The organism is Streptomyces flavochromogenes (assembly GCF_000717595.1).
In the GTDB taxonomy this organism is placed as follows: Bacteria; Actinomycetota; Actinomycetes; order Streptomycetales; family Streptomycetaceae; genus Streptomyces; species Streptomyces flavochromogenes.
This window is the reverse complement of record NZ_JNZO01000018.1, coordinates 173,904-190,703: the sequence shown is the minus strand read 5'-3', so window position 1 is coordinate 190,703 and position 16,800 is coordinate 173,904. Positions and strand designations below refer to the sequence as shown.

Here is a 16,800-nt window from a genome sequence, read left to right as displayed (position 1 = left end):
GCCCCGCGATCGTAGAGCCCAATGGTGCAACTTACTGAGGCTTTACCTAGTTCCCGTGTTCAGGGGAAGAGGAGGCAGGATGTTGGTCATGTCCAACGTTTCCCCCTCCGGCCCGGCAATGGCCGCGAGCCCCCTCACCCGCGCGGTGCTCGAGATCGACGAGTACGCGGCGGGCCTCGGCTGGGACCAGCCGGCCCGCCTGTTCGCCCTGGTCGACACCGCACGGCTGCGCGCCAAGGAACCCGCGCTCGCCTCCCAGCTGGGCCTGGGTGACGATGCCACCGCCTACACCCCGATCGAGCAGGACAAGCTGCCGCGCGGGAAGCCCCTCGACGAATTCCTCGGCACCATCGCCTGGCCCGCGGGCGTGGCCGGCTGCGCCATGACGGTGGAACGGCTCATGCTGCCCCCGTCGGCGGAGGCCCAGGTCCCGCAGGGCCTCAACGAGAAGCAGCTCGCCAAGTGGGTGGCCGCCCACCCGGACCGCCAGGAGGTACGGATGACCGTGGCCGTGCTCCGCGGCGGTGCCCGCGAGGCGGCGATCCGGCTCCGCGAGAAGGACACCGCGACCGAGGTCCTGACCGGCCCCGACCTGGTGCCGGGCCTCGCCGAGGCGCTGGCGGCGACCTTCGAGAGCTGACCTCCGCACGAAGCGGAAGGGGCGCCCGGTCGGTGACCGGGCGCCCCTTCCCACGTACGGACGCGGACTCAGCTCTTCGAGCAGCTCGGCAGGGACTTCGTGTCGCCGGCGCGGAGCTTCTCCAGGGACTTCGTGGCGTCGTCGATGGTGTCCACCTTGACGAGGGTGAGCCCGTCGGGTGTGTCCCTCGCGGCGTTCTCGCAGTTGTCGGCCGGGGTGAGGAAGTACTGGGCGCCGGCGTTGCGCGCGCCGACCAGCTTCATCTCGATACCGCCGATCGGGCCGACCTTGCCCTCGTCGTCGATGGTGCCGGTGCCGGCGACGAAGCGGCCGCCGGTGAGGCTCTCGGGGGTGAGCTTGTCGACGATGCCCAGCGCGAACATCAGCCCGGCGCTGGGACCGCCGACATCGGCCAGATTGATGTCGATCGTGAACGGGAAGACGTGGTCGGTGCCGGCCTGGATGCCGACGACGGCCCGGTCGCCCTCCTCGGAGGTGGTGGTCGTGATGACCACCTTCTGGGTGACCGTGGGCTCCTTGCGGGCCTTCTCGGCGGCGGCCGCCTCCTTGGCGGGGACGATCGTGAACTCGACGTCCTGGCCGGGCTTCCGCTTCACGACCTGCTTGGCGACATCGGCCTGCGCGGTGATCGCCACCCCGTCGACGGCCTTGATCACGTCACCGGCGTGCAGCTTGCCCTCGGAGGGCGAGCCCTTGATCACGGTGCCGACGACGACACGCGAGACGACCGGGATGTTCAGCTCCTTGAGGGCGGCCACCTTGGCGCTCTCCTGGGACTGGCTGAACTCCTCGGCGTTCTCCTGGCTCGACTGCTCCTCGGTCTTGCCGTCCGGGTAGAGCGTGTCGTGCGGCACCACCACGTTGTCGTGGGCCAGCCAGCCGTAGACCGCCTCGACGGCGTTCATCTTGTAGTCCGCGCTCGTGACGCGGACCGTCGTCATGTTGAGGTGCCCGTCGGTCGGGTACGTCTTGCGTCCCTCGATGTGCAGAACGGGCTCTCCCCGGGCCTCGCCGAGGGTGTTGACCGTGGGGCCCGGGCTCATCTCCGCGTACGGCACCGGGATCAGGACGCCCGCGATGAGCAGACAGATCAGGACCAGGGTGGAGGCGAGCATCGTCGCGGTGCGGCGTGGCATGGAACGACAGTACGGGACTCGCCTGTGGGTGCACCCCTGGGGCGGTCCGTACGAGGCGGGCCGGCGTCAGCTCGACGGCGAGGTGGCGGCACCGCCCGCGGCGGCGGCCGGTTCGCGCTCGGCACGAGCGGAATCGGGGGTCGTGGTGTGGGCGCGTTCCATCGCGTCCCGGAAGCGCGCGTAGCCGGCGAGTTCGGCCACGTCACCTATCGTCTTGTTCCTCGAAGCCCAGCTTCCCCATATCGCCGCGCCGACGACTGCGAAAAGCGGAATCAGCAACCAGGCCAGCGCTGCCATCCCGACCTCCCATCCCCAGTGAGTTGATCAGCAGACTGTCTCATCTGTGAGACCAACGCTCGCGCCTGGGGGGCGGTTACGCAAATCGGGCGTTCGGCTACGCCCTGTCGGCGCGTCGCCTTGCCGCCGCGACACGTAGGGGTGACGGGTCTCAGCAAGCGCCGACCCTCCCCCAGCCTCCGGCCGGGGGGACCCCCACACCAGGGGTGACGGGTCTCAGCAAGCGCCGACCCACTCCTCGGTGCCGTCCGAGAAGGTCTGGTGCTTCCAGATGGGGACCTCGTGCTTGAGGTCGTCGATGAGCTTGCGGGAGGCCTCGAAGGCCTCACCGCGGTGCGGGCAGGAGACGGCCACGATCACCGCGATGTCGCCCACGGCCAGGTCGCCCACGCGGTGCACGGCCGCCAGCGCGCGGACCGGGTAGTCGGCGACGACCTTCTCCGCGACCCGGCGCAGCTCCGCCTCGGCGGTGGGGTGGCACGAGTAGCCCAGACCGTCGACGTCGGCACCGCCGTCGTGATTGCGCACGGTGCCCACGAAGAGCGTCGTGCCGCCGGAGGCGTCGTCCCCGACCGCCCGGAAGACCTCGTCGAGGGAGAGCGGGGTCTCCCGGATCGCGAGGAGCTTGATCGGATCGGCGGCGGCCTGCTCGCCGGGGTGGTCAAACGACGTCGGTGCCATGCGTCCATCGTGCCGTACGCGCGCGGGATCCCGGAATAGCGGTTTCGACCGGTCGTCGGCGGCCTCCGTAGGAGGGTCCTACAGGCCGCCGGACCCGTCCTCCCCGGTCAGATCCCCCGCCGCTTCCGCATCTGCCGGACGAGCGCCGCCGTACCGAGCAGGGCCACCGTCGCACCGGCCGCGCCCGCCGCCGTGGCGTCCTTGCGGCCCAGCCGGCGGCCGGCGACCGTGTGACGGCCCTCGACCTCCTCCAGGAGCGCGGCGAGGACCTCCTCGTTCGTCCACTTCGGCCGCCAGCCGGCGTCGTGCAGGCGTCCGACACTGACCACCCACGGGTGCATCGTGTACGCGAGGTCGCCCGCCGGGGACGGGGTGAGCCCGATCCGGTGGAGCCGGGCCGCGGCACCGAGGGCGACGGCGGAGGGCAGCTCCATGCGCCGGATCCCGGAGAGCTCCTCGACCTCCTCCTGCTCCAGCCAGCCCTCGCAGCCGACCGCGAACTCGCCTTCGACCTTCTCAAGGGCCGCGTACTCCAGGGCGCTGACCAGGTCCTCCACATGGCAGAACTGCCAGGTGGGCCGGGAGCCTGCGACGACGAGCAGCCGGGGCGACTCGAAGTAGCGGGTCAGCGCCGTGTCCGTACCGCCGACGAGGACGGCCGGGCGGACCACGGTGACGTTGAGGCCGGGGTGCGCGCGCGGGGCCCGGCGGCCGAGGCGCTCGATCTCCAGCATGTCGCCCACGCCGGTGGCCTCGGCCGTGGCCCTGAGCTCGGCGTCCTCGGAGAGCGGGATGTCGTTGTCGGCCAGCGCGCCGTAGACCATCGTGGAGGTGCACAGCACCACCCGGTGGACCCCGGCGGCGGCCGCGGCGGTCAGCACGGTCTGAGTGCCGCGCACGTTGTAGGCCGTCCGGGCGGCCGGGTCGGTCTCCAGGTCGAGATCGACGGCGAGGTGCACGACGACGTCCGCGCCGCGCAGCTTCTCCGCGATGGCCGGGTCGCGCACGTCGAGGATGTGCCACTGCGCCTCGGCGACCTCGCCCCGGCGCTCGTCGATGGCGACGACCTTCTTGATCTCGTCGGACGCGGCGAGGCGCCTCGTCAGCAGGTCACCGACGCCGGAAGCGGCACCGGTGACCGCGACGACGGGGCCGCGCGCGGCGGACCGGGTTGAGAGGTTTCGCGCTCCGCGAACCTGTGGATCTGGGGAACTCACCGGGCGTCTCCAGCGGTTGTCTTCAGTACGTACACGGATGACGCGTACGGACCAGGTGGCGTCCATCCTGCCGCAGGGCACGGCCCGGCGGAGCACCGAGCCCATTTCCGGCCCGGATGTCTACGCTGGTGGTGTGCGGGGCCTGTCTGGACAGGCCCTGGTCGGGCAGTCGCCGTCGGCAGGAGGCCGGCGGCCCTACGAGCCGAGGAAACCTGTGAGTGACACCCCATTCGGATTCGGCCTTCCGCCGGAGGAGCCGGAGAACGGCGACGAGGGCAAGAAGAAGGACCCCGCCGGAGGTGGCCAGGGGTCCGGCGGCCAGGGCGGCAACCCGTTCGGGGCGAACCCGTTCGGCTTCGGCGGGCTGCCCGGCATGGGCGGGCCGGGCGGGGCGGACAATCCGTTCGCGGCGATGTTCGGCTCACTGAACCCCAACGATCTCGGTGCGGCCTTCCAGCAGCTCGGCCAGATGCTGAGCTACGAGGGCGGTCCCGTGAACTGGGACATGGCCAAGCAGATCGCGCGCCAGGTGGTGGCCCAGGGAACCGCCGACGGCACCAAGGACGCCAGCGTGGGTCCGGCGGAGAAGGCCGCGGTCGAGGAGGCCGTGCGCCTCGCCGACCTGTGGCTGGACGGCGTGACCTCGCTGCCCTCGGGCGCGAGCACGGCCGTGGCGTGGAGCCGTGCGGAGTGGGTCGAGGCGACGCTGCCGGCGTGGCAGCAGCTCGTGGACCCGGTCGCCGAGCGGGTCGGCTCGGCGATGGGCGACGTCCTGCCGGAGGAGATGCAGGCCATGGCGGGCCCGCTGATCGGCATGATGCGCTCCATGGGCGGCGCCATGTTCGGCCAGCAGATCGGCCAGGCCGTCGGCGCGCTCGCCGGTGAGGTCGTCGGCTCGACCGACGTCGGTCTGCCGCTCGGGCCGGCGGGCCGGGCCGCGCTGCTGCCGCTGAACGTCGAGGCCTTCGGCAAGGACCTGGGCGTGCCCTCCGACGAGGTGCGGCTCTACCTGGCGCTGCGCGAGGCCGCGCACCAGCGTCTCTTCGCCCACGTGCCGTGGCTGCGGGCGCATCTGTTCGGCGCGGTCGAGGGGTACGCGCGGGGAATCAAGGTCGACACCTCGAAGCTGGAGGAGGCGGTGGGCCAGCTCGACCCGACGCACCCGGAGCAGCTTCAGGAGGCCCTCCAGCAGGGCATGTTCCAGCCGGAGGACACGCCGGCGCAGAAGGCGGCCCTGGCCCGTCTGGAGACGGCGCTGGCCCTGGTCGAGGGCTGGGTGGACGCGGTGGTCCACGAGGCCGCCAAGTCGCGCCTCACGTCGGCGGACGCGCTGCGCGAGACGCTGCGCCGGCGCCGGGCCTCGGGCGGTCCCGCCGAGCAGACCTTCGCCACGCTGATCGGTCTCGAGCTGCGGCCGCGGCGGCTGCGGGACGCGGCGCGCCTGTGGGCGTCGCTGACGGACGCGCGCGGGGTCGACGGCCGTGACGGTCTGTGGGAGCACCCGGACATGCTGCCGACGGCGACCGACCTGGACGACCCGGACGGCTTCGTGCACCGCGAGCACCTCGACTTCTCCGAGATCGACAAGATGCTCGGCGAGGCGGCCAAGGGCGACGCCCCGGAAGACGGGGACGGCAAGGAGTGACTCTGCACGACGACGCGGTCCTCGTGCTCAAGGGGTACGAGGACCAGCCGGAGCTGCGCGACCTGTATCTGGCGCACCTGGACGCGCATCCGGACGGCATGTACAAGCCCTGCGGGGCCGGGCATCTGACCTCCAGCGCGCTGGTGGTCGACGCGGCGCGCGGGCGGGTGCTTCTGACCCTGCACAAGAAGCTGGGCATGTGGCTGCAGATGGGCGGTCACTGCGAGGCGGGTGACGCGACGGTCGAGGCGGCCGCGCTGCGGGAGGCGACCGAGGAGTCCGGGATCACGGGACTGACCCTGCTGCCGGGCGGCCCGGTGCGGCTGGACCGGCATCCGATCCCGGCGCCCTGCCACTGGCACCTGGACGTGCAGTACGCGGCGCTGGCCCCGGCCGGTGCGGTGGAGCAGATCAGCGAGGAGTCGCTGGACCTGCGCTGGTTCACGTACGAGGAGGTGGCGGGCGTGGCGGACACGTCGGTGGTCCGTCTCCTGGAGAGCACGCTGGCGCGGCTTCCGTAGGGCACGCGCGCGTGAGGGGCGGTCGGCATGCCGACCGCCCCTCACGTCCGTCCGGTGCCTAGTTCCAGGCGTTGTTCTGGTTCTGGGCGTGGGAGCCGTGCTGTCCGGCGCCGAACTGGGCGGCGATGCCCTGCCCGATGGCCGCGTTCTGCGGGGGCATGACCTCGCTGGGCTGGACGAGCGCGAAGCCCTGGCCGAGGAAGCTGAGTTCCCAGCCCTCGCCGGTGTTGCCGCGGCGGGTGCGGACGCTGGAGCTGTGCGTCTGCGCCTGCATCTGGACGCGCAGCCCGGTGGACCAGGCGACGATGGCGTCCGCGTCGACGCTCACGTACTTCTCGGGCGTGACCTGCATCATCAGCGGCTGCCCCGAGGTCATCAGGGCGACCCGGCCGCGGCCGGAGATGTTGAGCTGGTACTTGCCGGTGCCGGAGACGCCGTACTGGCTGTCGACGGCGATGACCTCGGTGTGGAGGGTCGAGTCGAGCGCCAGGACGTAGGCGCTGTCGACGGTCAGGCCCTCCTGCTCGACGTCCACGATGTGGACGTACTGGGCGAGGTTGGCGAAGTAGACCGTGCCCTGGCCGGAGCAGCGCATGAGGTCGAGGCCCTCACCGGTGCGGGCCTGGGCCCGGCGCTGGCTGGGGGTCTTGTACTCGCCGTCGAAGTCGACGAGTCCCTGGTACGCGACCATGGCGCCCTTGCGGGCCAGGATGTCGTCCTGCCCGGTGAGGGTGACCCGCAGGAGCTGCGGGTTCTGGATGACGTACCGCTCCTGGCTCTGCTGTTCGGCGTGGTTGAAAAGCGGGCTCTGCATGGTGTGTTCTCGCTCCCCCTCAGCCCCGGACCCGCAGGCGGTCGGTGCTGTCCTCGCTCGGCTGTACGACGACGATGCCCTGGCCCGAGAAGGCCATCTGGAATGCCTCGCCGCTGCCCCGCCCGATGAGGGAGGACGCCTTGAAGCTGCGCTTGCCCTTGACCTTGAGCGACGGCGACCAGGCGACGAGCGCGTCGGGGTCGACGTACGTCTCGTCGTCGCCGCGTCCGCAGTCGACGACGATCGGGGTGCCGCGCGAGGTCAGGGCGACCCAGCCGGTGCCGGCGATCTCGACGTTGAACAGGCCCTGGCCGGCGAACTTCGCCAGCCCCTTGACCCGCTCGACGCCCCACTGGAGGTGCGCGTCGAAGGCGAGCAGGTTGGTGCCGTTGACCGAGATCGAGTCGTTCTGGAGGTTGATCACGACGACGTCGGCGCCGTAGTCGGCGAGGTAGAGCAGTCCGTCGCCGGAGCACTTCATGATGGGCGCGCCCTCGCCGGTGACCCACTGCTGGGCGACCTGGCGGGCGGCGGGCGGGTTGGGCTCGTAGGTGATGTAGCCCTCGTAGGACACCATCGAGCCGGTCCGGGCGTAGAGGTCCTGGCCGGAGGCCATGGCCACCTGGAGCATGGCGCGGCCGTGGTTCTCCATCCGGGCCGCGACGGGGGTCGGGGCGTAGCCCGCGAATTGCTGGTTCATGACTTCGGGCTCCCTCAGACCTCGTAGGGCTGGACGACGATGAAGTTGCCGGGGGCTCCCCGGAACTGGAGGTTCACGGTCTCTCCGCTGTGGCCGGGGTAGGCGTTGCGGCGGAGCCGCACCTGGCTGGAGAGGATGACCTGGGACGCGGACGACCACGCCACGACGGCGTTGCAGTCGGCGAAGGTGGTCGGCGTGACGGGCAGCACCACGGGCACGCCGTGGGTCTTCACGACGACGGTGCCGGTGCCCTGGAACTGCATGGTGAAGAGGGCGCCGCCGGGGATGCCGTGGCCTTCGATGCGCCGCACCTCGTACTGCAGGGACTCGTCGAACGCGAGGACGTTCTCCGCGGAGACGCAGATGCCGTCGCCCTGGAGCTCGATCGGGTGCAGGTGGGCACCCTCCTCGGCGAGGAAGAGCTGGCCGCGGCCGGTGCAGCGCATCAGCTGCATCTCCTGGCCGGTGGCGTTGCCGACGATCCGGCCGGTGAAGCCGGCGCCCTTGTGGGAGAAGTCGACCTTGCCCTGGTACATGACCATGGAGCCCTGCCGGGCGAGCACGGGCATGCCGCCCATGGCCAGGTCGACCCGCATGAGCTGCTGGTTCTGCGGTGTCCAGCGGGCGCCGGTGGCGGTCTCCTTGTACGGCGCGAGCGCGGCGGCGAGGCCCGCTCCGGTGGCCGGGACACCCTGCGGGACGCCGGGCTGCTGACCGTACGACGGCTGCTGACCGTACGGGGCGGGGGCGGCCTGGCCGTAGCCGGGCGCCTGCGGCGGCTGACCGGGGTACTGGCCGGGCGCCTGCGGCGGCACCTGGCCGGGGTACTGGCCCGGAGGCTGTCCCGGGACCTGGCCGTAGGCGGGCGGCTGCTGCCCGTACGGGGCGGGAGCCGGGGCGGGCGGCGGGACCGGGGCGGGAGCCATCGGCGCCACCATGGTCGGGGCCGTGTGCACCGGCGGCACGGGCGCGGGCGGAGCCGGCGGCGCGCCGAACGCGGGCGCCGGTGCGGGCGCCGGAGGCGCGCCGAAGGCGGGTGCGGGCGCCGGAGCCGCGGGGGCGCCGAACGCCGGGGGCGCCGTCGCCTGCGGCGGCGGGGCGAAGCCGGGCGCGGCCTGCTGCTGGGCTGCGGGCTCCTCTTCGGCGACCTCGCCGCCGAAGTTCCGCAGGAGCGCGTCGAGGCCTCCGTCGAAGCCCTGGCCGACGGCGGCGAACCGCCACACGTCCTTGAGGTAGAAGTCGCCGAGCATCACCGCGCGCTCGGTGGTGAACTCCGCGCCGGTGAAGGCGTACCGGGCGACCTCTTCGCCGCCCGCCACGATCCGCAGGTGACCGGGGCCGACCTGCGACATCTGGCCGGCGCCGTCGATGGTCGCGGTGAACGACAGCTTGTGGATGTTGGCGGGGATGCGGTCGAGAGTCACGCGGAAGGACTCGGTGTCTCCGGACTGCGCCCCGAGCAGCTGCACGGACTCCTCGGGCGTCTTCGGCTGGTTGAAGAAGACGAAGTAACGGTCGTCGGAGAGCCGCTCGTCCGCGTCGAGTCCGAAACAGCTGATGTCGAAGGTCAGTCCGGGCGCCGCGATCTGCACACCGATGTACAGATCGGTACCCGCGGTGAGATCACTGATCTTGGCCTTGTGGCCGCGTTGGAATTCCCTGGCCATGCGTAACGACCGTCCCCCATCCCGAATGGCGAATGCTCGCGCCAGGCTAGCCGCTGAGTGCGACATTGAGACAGCGCAGGTCGCTTTCGGTACGGAATCGGGAAACCCCGGTCACGCGCACGTGCCCCCGGAGTCACTCCCCGCAAGCGGACGGGGTCACTCCTCGCGAGTGCCCGGGAGGTGCGGGAGGCGTTCGGCGGCGACGACGCCCTCCAGATAGCCGCGGGCCCGCTCGGTGCGGGGATACGCCTCCAGGAGCCGCCAGAACCCGGGGCCGTGCCCGGGGACGAGCAGATGGGCCAGCTCGTGCAGGAGGACGTAGTCGACGACGTATTCGGGCATGCCCTGGAGCCGGTGGGAGAGCCGGATGCTGCCCTCGGAGGGGGTGCAGGAGCCCCAGCGGGTGTTCTGGTTGGTGACCCAGCGCACGGAGCTGGGGCGGGCCCTGCCGCCGAAGTACTGCTCGGACAGCCGCAGCGACCGCTCGGTCAGCTCGCGGTCGCCGAGGACGCTGCGGCTCTCCTGGGCGGCGAGTTTGTCCAGCATCACGCGGACCCAGCGGCGCTCCTCGGCCTCGGACATCCGGGCCGGGATGAGCACGACGGTCCGGTCGCCCTCGCGGTAGGCCGAGACGGTTCTGCTCCGTCGCGCGCTTCTGCGGACCTCGACCGCACTCGTCCCCGCACCGCGGTGCGGCTCGTCGGTCACGCTGCGCTGTGGGTCGGCGGGCACGGCCCCGACGTTACCCGCTGTCAGCGGGGGAAGTCCCGCCTCCGAAGTGGTTTCGGCAACGATCCGCTCACACCCCACACGATTCGAATGACTAATCGCCTCGCCTGTGGACAACTTTCGGCGCCCATCACGGCGGCGGGGCATTCTCGGATCGGGCGGCGAAAGGCCGTTGTCGATCATGAAGCTGTCGATCATGAATGCGGGGCGGGGGAAATGCATCCGATGGTGAAACCGGCGCTGCGGCGCGCGTGGCGGAGTCTTCGCAGCGTGCAGTTCGGGGTCACCCCCGCGCACGCGGTGGTGCTCGATCCGGTCGACCAGGGGACGGGGACCCTGCTCGGGCTGCTCGACGGCACCCGCGGCACCGAGCTGCTCCGGTCCGAGGCGAGGACCCTCGGCCTGCCGCACGGACGCCTCGACGCGCTGCTCGGGCGGCTCGAGTCGGCGGGACTGCTCGCCGACGCCTCGACCGGGCGGCCGGGGAAGGCCGGGCCGGCGGCCGGAGCGGTGGACACCGCCCTCGACCCGCTCCGCGCCGACCTCGCCTCCCTCTCCGTCGTCCACCCCGAGCCGGAGCTTGCGGTACGGACCCTGGCGGCCCGGCGGGCCGTGCGCGTCCAGGTCCGGGGCGCGGGGCGGGTGGGGGCGATGGTGGCGGCGCTGCTCGCGGCGGCGGGCGTGGGCGGGGTCGAGGTCGTCGACTCGGGCCGGGTCGAGCCCTGGGAGACGGCCCCCGGCGGACTGCCTGCCGAGGCGGTCGGCGAGCGCCGGGCGACGGCGGCCCGCCGGCTGGTCGGCCGGTGGCGGAGATCACGCGGCCCGGGTGAGGGCTCCGGCGGCGTCGGGCTGTCACTCGTGGTGGTGACACCGCGGGACGGTCTCGGCGCGTACGTCCCCGATCCGCTTCCGGCACAGCGGTGGGTCACCACGGGAACCCCGCATCTGTACGCCGGAGTCCTGGAGGCCACGGGAGTCGTCGGGCCGCTCGTCCTGCCGGGTGGCACGGCGTGCGCGCGGTGTCTTCAGGAGGAGCGGACGGACCGGGAGTCGGACTGGCCCCGGCTCCTGGCCCAGTGGCGCTCCGGCGCCCGGCATCCCCTGCCCGCCTGCGACCTGGGTCTCGCGACGGCGGTGGCGGGTCTTGCCGCCGCGCACGCGCTCGCCTTCCTCGACGGGGATCTCCCGTCGAGCACGGGCACCCGCTGGGAGACGTCGCTCCCGCTGTCGGAGTGGCGGGCGGAGCGGCTGAGACCCCATCCGGCCTGTCCCTGTGGAGCGGCGCGCGGCGGAGAGGGGGAGTGTGCCTCGGCAGCCGGAGGCACGCAGGACACAATGGCGGGGTAACGGCCCTGCGCGGCACGGCAGGGATAACCGCTTTGCGCGGCACGGCAGTCTGGGTTTTGGAGGGGCGTATGTCTGATCTACCCCGGAAGGCGGTCACCCGGACCGCCAAGTTGGCCGCGTTGCCACTCGGCTTCGCGGGCCGGGCCACATGGGGCCTGGGCAAGCGGATCGGCGGGAGATCGGCGGAGATCGTCGCCCGCGAGCTCCAGCAGCGCACGGCCGAGCAGCTGTTCAAGGTGCTCGGTGAGCTCAAGGGCGGGGCCATGAAGTTCGGGCAGGCGCTGTCCGTCTTCGAGTCGGCCCTTCCCGAGGAGGTGGCCGGGCCCTACCGGGCGGCCCTGACGAAGCTTCAGGACGCGGCGCCGCCGATGCCGACGCGCACCGTGCACGCCGTCCTCGAGGAGCGGCTGGGCACGGAGTGGCGGGATCTTTTCCTGGAGTTCGAGGACAAGCCGGCGGCGGCCGCCTCGATCGGGCAGGTGCACCGGGCCGTGTGGCACGACGGGCGCGAGGTCGCGGTGAAGGTGCAGTACCCGGGCGCGGGGGAGGCACTGCTCTCGGACCTGACGCAGCTGAGCCGGTTCGCCCGGCTGCTCGGCCCGCTGATTCCGGGGATGGACATCAAGCCGCTGATCACCGAGATGAGGGACCGGGTCTCGGAGGAGCTGGACTACGCCCTGGAGGCGGCGGCCCAGCAGAAGCACGCGGAGGAGTTCGCGGACGACCCCGACGTACGGGTGCCGGCGGTGGTGCACCTGGCGGACCAGGTCCTGGTGACCGAGTGGATGGACGGCATCCCGCTCGCGGAGGTGATCGCGGACGGTACGGAGGAGCAGCGGGACCGGGCGGGCCAGCTCCTGGCCCGCTTCCTCTTCTCGGGGCCCGCGCGCACCGGTCTGCTGCACGCCGATCCGCACCCGGGGAACTTCCGGCTGCTTCCGGGCGCCGACGAGGACGAGGGCCCGGAGAACTGGCGGCTCGGGGTGCTCGACTTCGGCACGGTGGACAGGCTGCCGGGCGGGCTGCCGGAGACGATCGGCACCTGTCTGCGGATGACCCTGGAGGGTGAGGCCGAGACCGTCTACGAGCTGCTGCGGGCGGACGGCTTCGTCAAGAAGTCCGTGGCGCTCGACCCCGACGCGGTCCTGGAGTACCTGCTGCCGATCATCGAACCGGCCGAGGCGGAGTCCTTCCTCTTCACCCGGGGCTGGATGCGCACCCAGGCGGCCCGCATCGCCGATCCGCGCTCCCCCGCCCACCAGTTGGGCAAGCAGCTCAACCTGCCTCCCTCGTACCTGCTGATACACCGGGTGACGCTGAGCACCATCGGGGTGCTGTGCCAGCTGAACGCGACGGTGCGCCTGCGGACCGAGCTGGAGGAGTGGCTGCCGGGCTTCGTGCCGGCCGCCTCGGACTGACGGGGTCACCACCAGGAGGAGTCGAGGCGGCCTTCGATCGCACGGATGTTGGCGCGGGCGCAGTCCTCGCAGAAGTAGCTGCGCCGGCCGTTCTCCACCGAGCAGGTCCAGGTCAGCGGCAGGGTGTCGGCCGTCTTGCCGCAGCGCGCGCAGACGAGGGACTCCTCGGGGGTACGGGCGTCGTTCACCCTGGTGACGATAACCCGACGAAGCGCCGCGGACCCGACAACGCACCGCGGGGGCCGGTCCGTTCGGACCGGCCCCCGCGGGGGCGCCACTGGGGGCGCGGGTGGGTTCAGTGCATGGCGTTCGTCAGTGCATGACGGCCATGGCCAGCGCGCGGCGGGCGCGCAGCGAGACGCGCTCGGCGCGGCGCTGCATGCGTCGGGCGGCGACCAGGCGCACGGCCTGGCGTTCCGCGTCGGCCTCGCGGTGGCGCTCGCGCATATGGGCACGGGCCAGGGCTTCTGGGGCGAGTTGCATTTCACGGGTCCTGTTCTGACGCGCGGTGGGCGCGGCGGAGGGGAAGAAGACTGGGGTCGCGGAGCCGGCGGGCTCGCTGGTGGAAGAGGTCATCGGGGCCTGCTTCTGGGGATCGTGCGTGAGGGGGCGGTCGATGGTTCCGGTGGCGCTCATGCCGCGACCGGGTTCTTGCGCGGACGGCCACGGGGCCGCTTGCGGGCGACGACCACGCCCTGGACGAAGAGCTCGCCGCCCCAGACGCCCCACGGCTCGCGCCGCTCCTGGGCGCCGGCGAGACAGGCGGCCACGAGCGGGCAGGTCCGGCAGAGGGACTTCGCGTACTCGACGTCGGCCGGGGACTCCGCGAAGAAGACCTCCGGGTCGTAGGCGCGACAGGGGACGGGGACGCCGAGGTTCTCGATGGCGTCGTCGAGCGCGGTGAGCGTGCTGAGGGGGGTCAAAGTGGGGTCCTCCGTGGGGCGGCCGGGCTGGGCGATCGATTCGGAAGGCGGTACGGACGGGGCGTGCGCTTCGAGTTGCACGGTGGTCTTTCCTCGTCTGGTCGTTCCGGCCTGTTGACCGGGGTTTCGGCTGGTACCGGGGTGCGTCTGTCCCGAGGCGTCCTCGTGTCGTCGTCCCCGTTCGGGGACAAACAAAAGGGCCGCGGATCCCGGGTGGGGTTCCGCGGCCCTGAAGGCGCCGGTCTGATCATGGATCAGACTGGATCACTCCAGGGTTCGAGCCCACGGAAGGCCCACATCTTGTGGTCGTGCGTCGTCGTCTGCTGCTGGGTGCCGGCACCGGTCGCCGCAAAGGCATAGGCCTTGGCCTTGCCTGCTGCTCCTGCTTCCAGTGCCTTGGTCGGTCGCTCATTGCGAAGCTCCACGGCAGGTCGCAGACCGGCGCCGGCAAGGCCGGAGACGGGCAGACCGGTGCCAATGAACGCCGAGGCGGAGAGGCCGAGCGAGCAGGCGGAGACGACGGAGCGATCGGTCATTTTGGCGGTGCTGACGAAGCCGGCACGGCTGATGAAGCTGGCGGTGCTGGTCTGAATGACGTTGCTGATCACGTGGAATCGCCTCCTCTCGGCGTCTCGGAGGGCTCGGGTGCGAGCCGGACCCTCATGTTTATTTGGACAAGTACAGCACAGAAGCAGGGCTTCTTAGAAGCCGCTGTTTCCGTGGTTAAGAACCTATGGGGCTTGACGGGGCAGGCGCAAACTATTTTTCCCACGAGTTTTACTCAGCTGTCGTCGAGGCCCGCCCCGCCGTCCTCACCTGCGCAGATGGCCAGGACGTCGGCGCCGAAGCGGTCGAGCTTGCGGGCACCGACGCCGGAGATCGAGGAGAGCTCCCCGCCGGTGCCGGGGACCCGCTCGGCGATGGCCATCAGCGTCTTGTCGGTGAACACGCAATACGCCGGCTGGCCGAGCTCCCTGGCCTGATCGGCGCGCCAGTCGCGGAGCCGCTCGTACAGCGCCTCGTCCATGTCCGAGGGGCAGTCCTCGCAGCGCATGAGCTTCATGGCGCCCGCCTCGGTGAGGGTCGCCCCGCAGACCCGGCAGAGAACGGGGCCGCGCGGCTTGCGGCGGCCGGCGGCGGCGCCCCGCTCGAAGGAGCCGGACCCGCCCGAGGCGATGGTGCCGAGGGAGCCGGAGCCGGGCCGCAGGCCCTTGAGGAAGCGGCTGGGGCGCCGGGAGGCCCGGCCGCCCGGGGAGCGGGAGAGTGCCCAGGACAGCGTGAGGTGGAGCCGGGCGCGGGTGACGCCGACGTACAGCAGGCGCCGCTCCTCCTCGACCTGCTCGTCGGTCTTGGCGTAGGTGATGGGCATCATGCCCTCGGTGAGGCCGACCAGGAAGACGGCGTCCCATTCGAGGCCCTTGGCGGAGTGCAGCGAGGCGAGGGTGACGCCCTGCACGGTCGGCGCGTGCTGCGCGGCGGCCCGCTCGTCGAGTTCGGCGACCAGGTCGGAGAGGGTGGCCCCCGGCCTGGCACGGGCGAAGTCCTCGGCGAGCCGGACGAGGGCGGCGAGGGACTCCCAGCGGTCGCGGACGGCGCCGGAGCCCGAGGGCGGCTGTGAGGTCCAGCCCTTGGTCGAGAGGACGGCCCTGACCTGTGCGGGCAGGTCCTCGGCGTCGTCGAGGAGGGAGTCGTTGCCCCCGGCGCGGGCCGCGCCGCGCAGGGCGATGCCCGCCTCGCGTACCTCCTGGCGCTCGAAGAAGCGCTCGGCGCCGCGCAGCTGGTAGGGCACCCCGGCGTCGGCGAGGGCCTGCTCGTACACCTCGGACTGCGCGTTGATCCGGTAGAGGACGGCGATCTCGCCGGCGGGGACGCCGGCGGCGATGAGGTCCCGGATGCGGCGGGCGGTGCCCTCGGCCTCGGTCGGTTCGTCCGCGTACTCCGTGTAGACGGGATCGGGGCCGGGGTCGCGCTGCGAGATCAGCTCGAGGCGGTGCTCGGCGGCCCGGCCGCGGGCCTGGCTGAGCAGCCCGTTGGCGAGGTGGACGACCTGGGGGGTGGAGCGGTAGTCGCGGACCAGCTTGACCACCGTGGCCCCGGGGTGGCGGGTGCGGAAGTTCAGCAGGTGGTCGGGCGTGGCGCCGGTGAAGGAGTAGATGGTCTGACTCGCGTCGCCGACGACGCACAGGTTGTCGCGGTCGCCGAGCCACAGGTCGAGCAGCCGCTGCTGGAGCGGGGAGACGTCCTGGTACTCGTCCACCACGAAGTGCTGGTACTGGCTCCGGATCTGGTCGGCGATGTCGTGCCGGTCCTGGAGGATGCCGACGGTGAGCAGCAGCACGTCCTCGAAGTCGATCACCGAGCGGTCGCGCTTCAGCTGCTCGTACATCGCGTAGATCTGGCTGATTTCCGCCGGGTCTCGGGGGGCGTCCCGATGGGCCTTGGCGACGATGGCCGGGTAGTCGGCGGGGACGGTCTGGGTGACCTTGGCCCACTCGATCTCGCCGGTGACGTCCCTCAGTTCGTTCCGGTCGAGCCGGATCCGGCAGCGGGCCGCGGCGTCGGCGACCAGCTGGATCTTCCGCTCCAAGAGCCGGGGCAGATCGCCACCGACTGCTTTCGGCCAGAAGAACTGAAGCTGACGGAGGGCCGCGGAGTGGAACGTGCGCGCCTGGACGCCGCCCGCCCCGAGCTGCCGGAGCCGGCCGCGCATCTCGCCCGCGGCACGGTTGGTGAACGTGACGGCCAGCACACTGGCGGGCTGGAGTCTGCCCGACCGCACCCCGTACGCGATGCGGTGGGTGATCGCCCGTGTCTTGCCCGTGCCGGCGCCCGCCAGCACGCACACCGGGCCGGTCAGGGCCAGGGCGACCTCGCGCTGCTCCGGGTCGAGCCCGTCGAGCACCGCGTCGGCCGTCTCCGGGACCTGCGGGAAGAGAGTGGAGTGCGTTGCTGCTGTCACCCCCCAATGCTGCCAGGTCCGCCGAGCCGGCCGCGGAGGCTTGTCCACAGGCGGTGTCCGCGGTCATACGAATTCCGGGAATGGC

18 protein-coding genes are annotated in these 16,800 nt (G+C 71.9%); 5 read left to right on the top strand and 13 right to left on the bottom strand.

All coding sequences use genetic code 11. The features are described from left to right. Positions 1 to 88 precede the first annotated feature (88 nt). Positions 89 to 640, top strand: coding sequence for a PPA1309 family protein (locus tag IF00_RS0122600; RefSeq protein WP_030320796.1), 552 nt, complete (start codon positions 89 to 91; stop codon positions 638 to 640). A gap of 68 nt (positions 641 to 708) precedes the next feature. On the opposite strand, the gene IF00_RS0122595 is transcribed toward IF00_RS0122600, so the two are convergent. From IF00_RS0122595 to IF00_RS0122580, 4 genes are all read right to left on the bottom strand, one after another. Then, positions 709 to 1,797 carry a YlbL family protein gene (locus IF00_RS0122595; protein WP_030320795.1) on the bottom strand — a complete coding sequence of 363 codons (1,089 nt, stop codon included), beginning with the start codon at positions 1,795 to 1,797 and terminating at the stop codon, positions 709 to 711. Between the two features lie 66 nt (positions 1,798 to 1,863). Continuing rightward, a complete protein-coding gene (locus IF00_RS48075; protein ID WP_374115399.1) occupies positions 1,864 to 1,998 on the bottom strand; it encodes a hypothetical protein in 135 nt (44 codons plus the stop codon). 312 nt (positions 1,999 to 2,310) lie between these two features. Continuing rightward, entirely contained in the window at positions 2,311 to 2,775 is a 465-nt protein-coding gene (locus tag IF00_RS0122585; RefSeq protein ID WP_030320794.1) for a molybdenum cofactor biosynthesis protein MoaE, read from the bottom strand. Between the two features lie 107 nt (positions 2,776 to 2,882). Continuing rightward, a complete protein-coding gene (locus tag IF00_RS0122580) occupies positions 2,883 to 3,992 on the bottom strand; it encodes an SDR family oxidoreductase (protein WP_030320793.1) in 1,110 nt (369 codons plus the stop codon). Positions 3,993 to 4,206: 214 nt separating this feature from the next. Between IF00_RS0122580 and IF00_RS0122575 the strand changes: the two genes are divergently transcribed. Beyond that, positions 4,207 to 5,637, top strand: a complete 1,431-nt coding sequence (locus IF00_RS0122575) for a zinc-dependent metalloprotease (RefSeq protein WP_030320792.1) — start codon at positions 4,207 to 4,209, stop codon at positions 5,635 to 5,637. After that, entirely contained in the window at positions 5,634 to 6,158 is a 525-nt protein-coding gene (locus tag IF00_RS0122570) for an NUDIX hydrolase (protein WP_030320788.1), read from the top strand. Before IF00_RS0122575 ends, IF00_RS0122570 begins: the two co-directional genes overlap by 4 nt. 58 nt (positions 6,159 to 6,216) lie before the next feature. On the opposite strand, the gene IF00_RS0122565 is transcribed toward IF00_RS0122570, so the two are convergent. The 4 genes from IF00_RS0122565 to IF00_RS0122550 form a co-directional block, all read right to left on the bottom strand. Further along, positions 6,217 to 6,972 carry an AIM24 family protein gene (locus IF00_RS0122565; protein WP_030320786.1) on the bottom strand — a complete coding sequence of 252 codons (756 nt, stop codon included), beginning with the start codon at positions 6,970 to 6,972 and terminating at the stop codon, positions 6,217 to 6,219. 19 nt (positions 6,973 to 6,991) lie between these two features. Next, on the bottom strand, positions 6,992 to 7,672 hold the full coding sequence (locus IF00_RS0122560; protein WP_030320784.1) for an AIM24 family protein: 681 nt from the start codon (positions 7,670 to 7,672) through the stop codon (positions 6,992 to 6,994). A gap of 14 nt (positions 7,673 to 7,686) precedes the next feature. Next, positions 7,687 to 9,339, bottom strand: a complete 1,653-nt coding sequence (locus IF00_RS0122555) for a TerD family protein (protein WP_030320782.1) — start codon at positions 9,337 to 9,339, stop codon at positions 7,687 to 7,689. A 156-nt stretch (positions 9,340 to 9,495) separates the two neighbouring features. After that, positions 9,496 to 10,071, bottom strand: coding sequence for a M48 metallopeptidase family protein (locus tag IF00_RS0122550; RefSeq protein WP_030320779.1), 576 nt, complete (start codon positions 10,069 to 10,071; stop codon positions 9,496 to 9,498). Between the two features lie 213 nt (positions 10,072 to 10,284). On the opposite strand from IF00_RS0122550, the gene IF00_RS0122545 reads away from it, so the two are divergent. Both IF00_RS0122545 and IF00_RS0122540 read left to right on the top strand, forming a co-directional pair. Then, positions 10,285 to 11,415 carry a ThiF family adenylyltransferase gene (locus IF00_RS0122545; RefSeq protein WP_030320778.1) on the top strand — a complete coding sequence of 377 codons (1,131 nt, stop codon included), beginning with the start codon at positions 10,285 to 10,287 and terminating at the stop codon, positions 11,413 to 11,415. A 68-nt stretch (positions 11,416 to 11,483) separates the two neighbouring features. Further along, the gene (locus IF00_RS0122540) at positions 11,484 to 12,833 is read left to right on the top strand and encodes an ABC1 kinase family protein (RefSeq protein ID WP_030320776.1); all 1,350 of its coding nucleotides are present in this window, start codon (positions 11,484 to 11,486) and stop codon (positions 12,831 to 12,833) included. Positions 12,834 to 12,838: 5 nt separating this feature from the next. On the opposite strand, the gene IF00_RS0122535 is transcribed toward IF00_RS0122540, so the two are convergent. From IF00_RS0122535 to IF00_RS0122515, 5 genes are all read right to left on the bottom strand, one after another. Beyond that, positions 12,839 to 13,021: a hypothetical protein gene (locus tag IF00_RS0122535; RefSeq protein WP_030320775.1), complete on the bottom strand. Its 183-nt coding sequence runs from the start codon at positions 13,019 to 13,021 to the stop codon at positions 12,839 to 12,841. A gap of 124 nt (positions 13,022 to 13,145) precedes the next feature. Next, positions 13,146 to 13,469, bottom strand: a complete 324-nt coding sequence (locus IF00_RS0122530) for a hypothetical protein (RefSeq protein WP_030320772.1) — start codon at positions 13,467 to 13,469, stop codon at positions 13,146 to 13,148. Next, positions 13,466 to 13,837 carry a WhiB family transcriptional regulator gene (locus IF00_RS0122525; RefSeq protein WP_030320770.1) on the bottom strand — a complete coding sequence of 124 codons (372 nt, stop codon included), beginning with the start codon at positions 13,835 to 13,837 and terminating at the stop codon, positions 13,466 to 13,468. Before IF00_RS0122525 ends, IF00_RS0122530 begins: the two co-directional genes overlap by 4 nt. 173 nt (positions 13,838 to 14,010) lie before the next feature. Further along, positions 14,011 to 14,364, bottom strand: coding sequence for a hypothetical protein (locus IF00_RS0122520; RefSeq protein ID WP_030320769.1), 354 nt, complete (start codon positions 14,362 to 14,364; stop codon positions 14,011 to 14,013). 173 nt (positions 14,365 to 14,537) lie between these two features. Further along, a complete protein-coding gene (locus tag IF00_RS0122515) occupies positions 14,538 to 16,715 on the bottom strand; it encodes an ATP-dependent DNA helicase UvrD2 (RefSeq protein WP_030320767.1) in 2,178 nt (725 codons plus the stop codon). Positions 16,716 to 16,800: the final 85 nt, after the last annotated feature.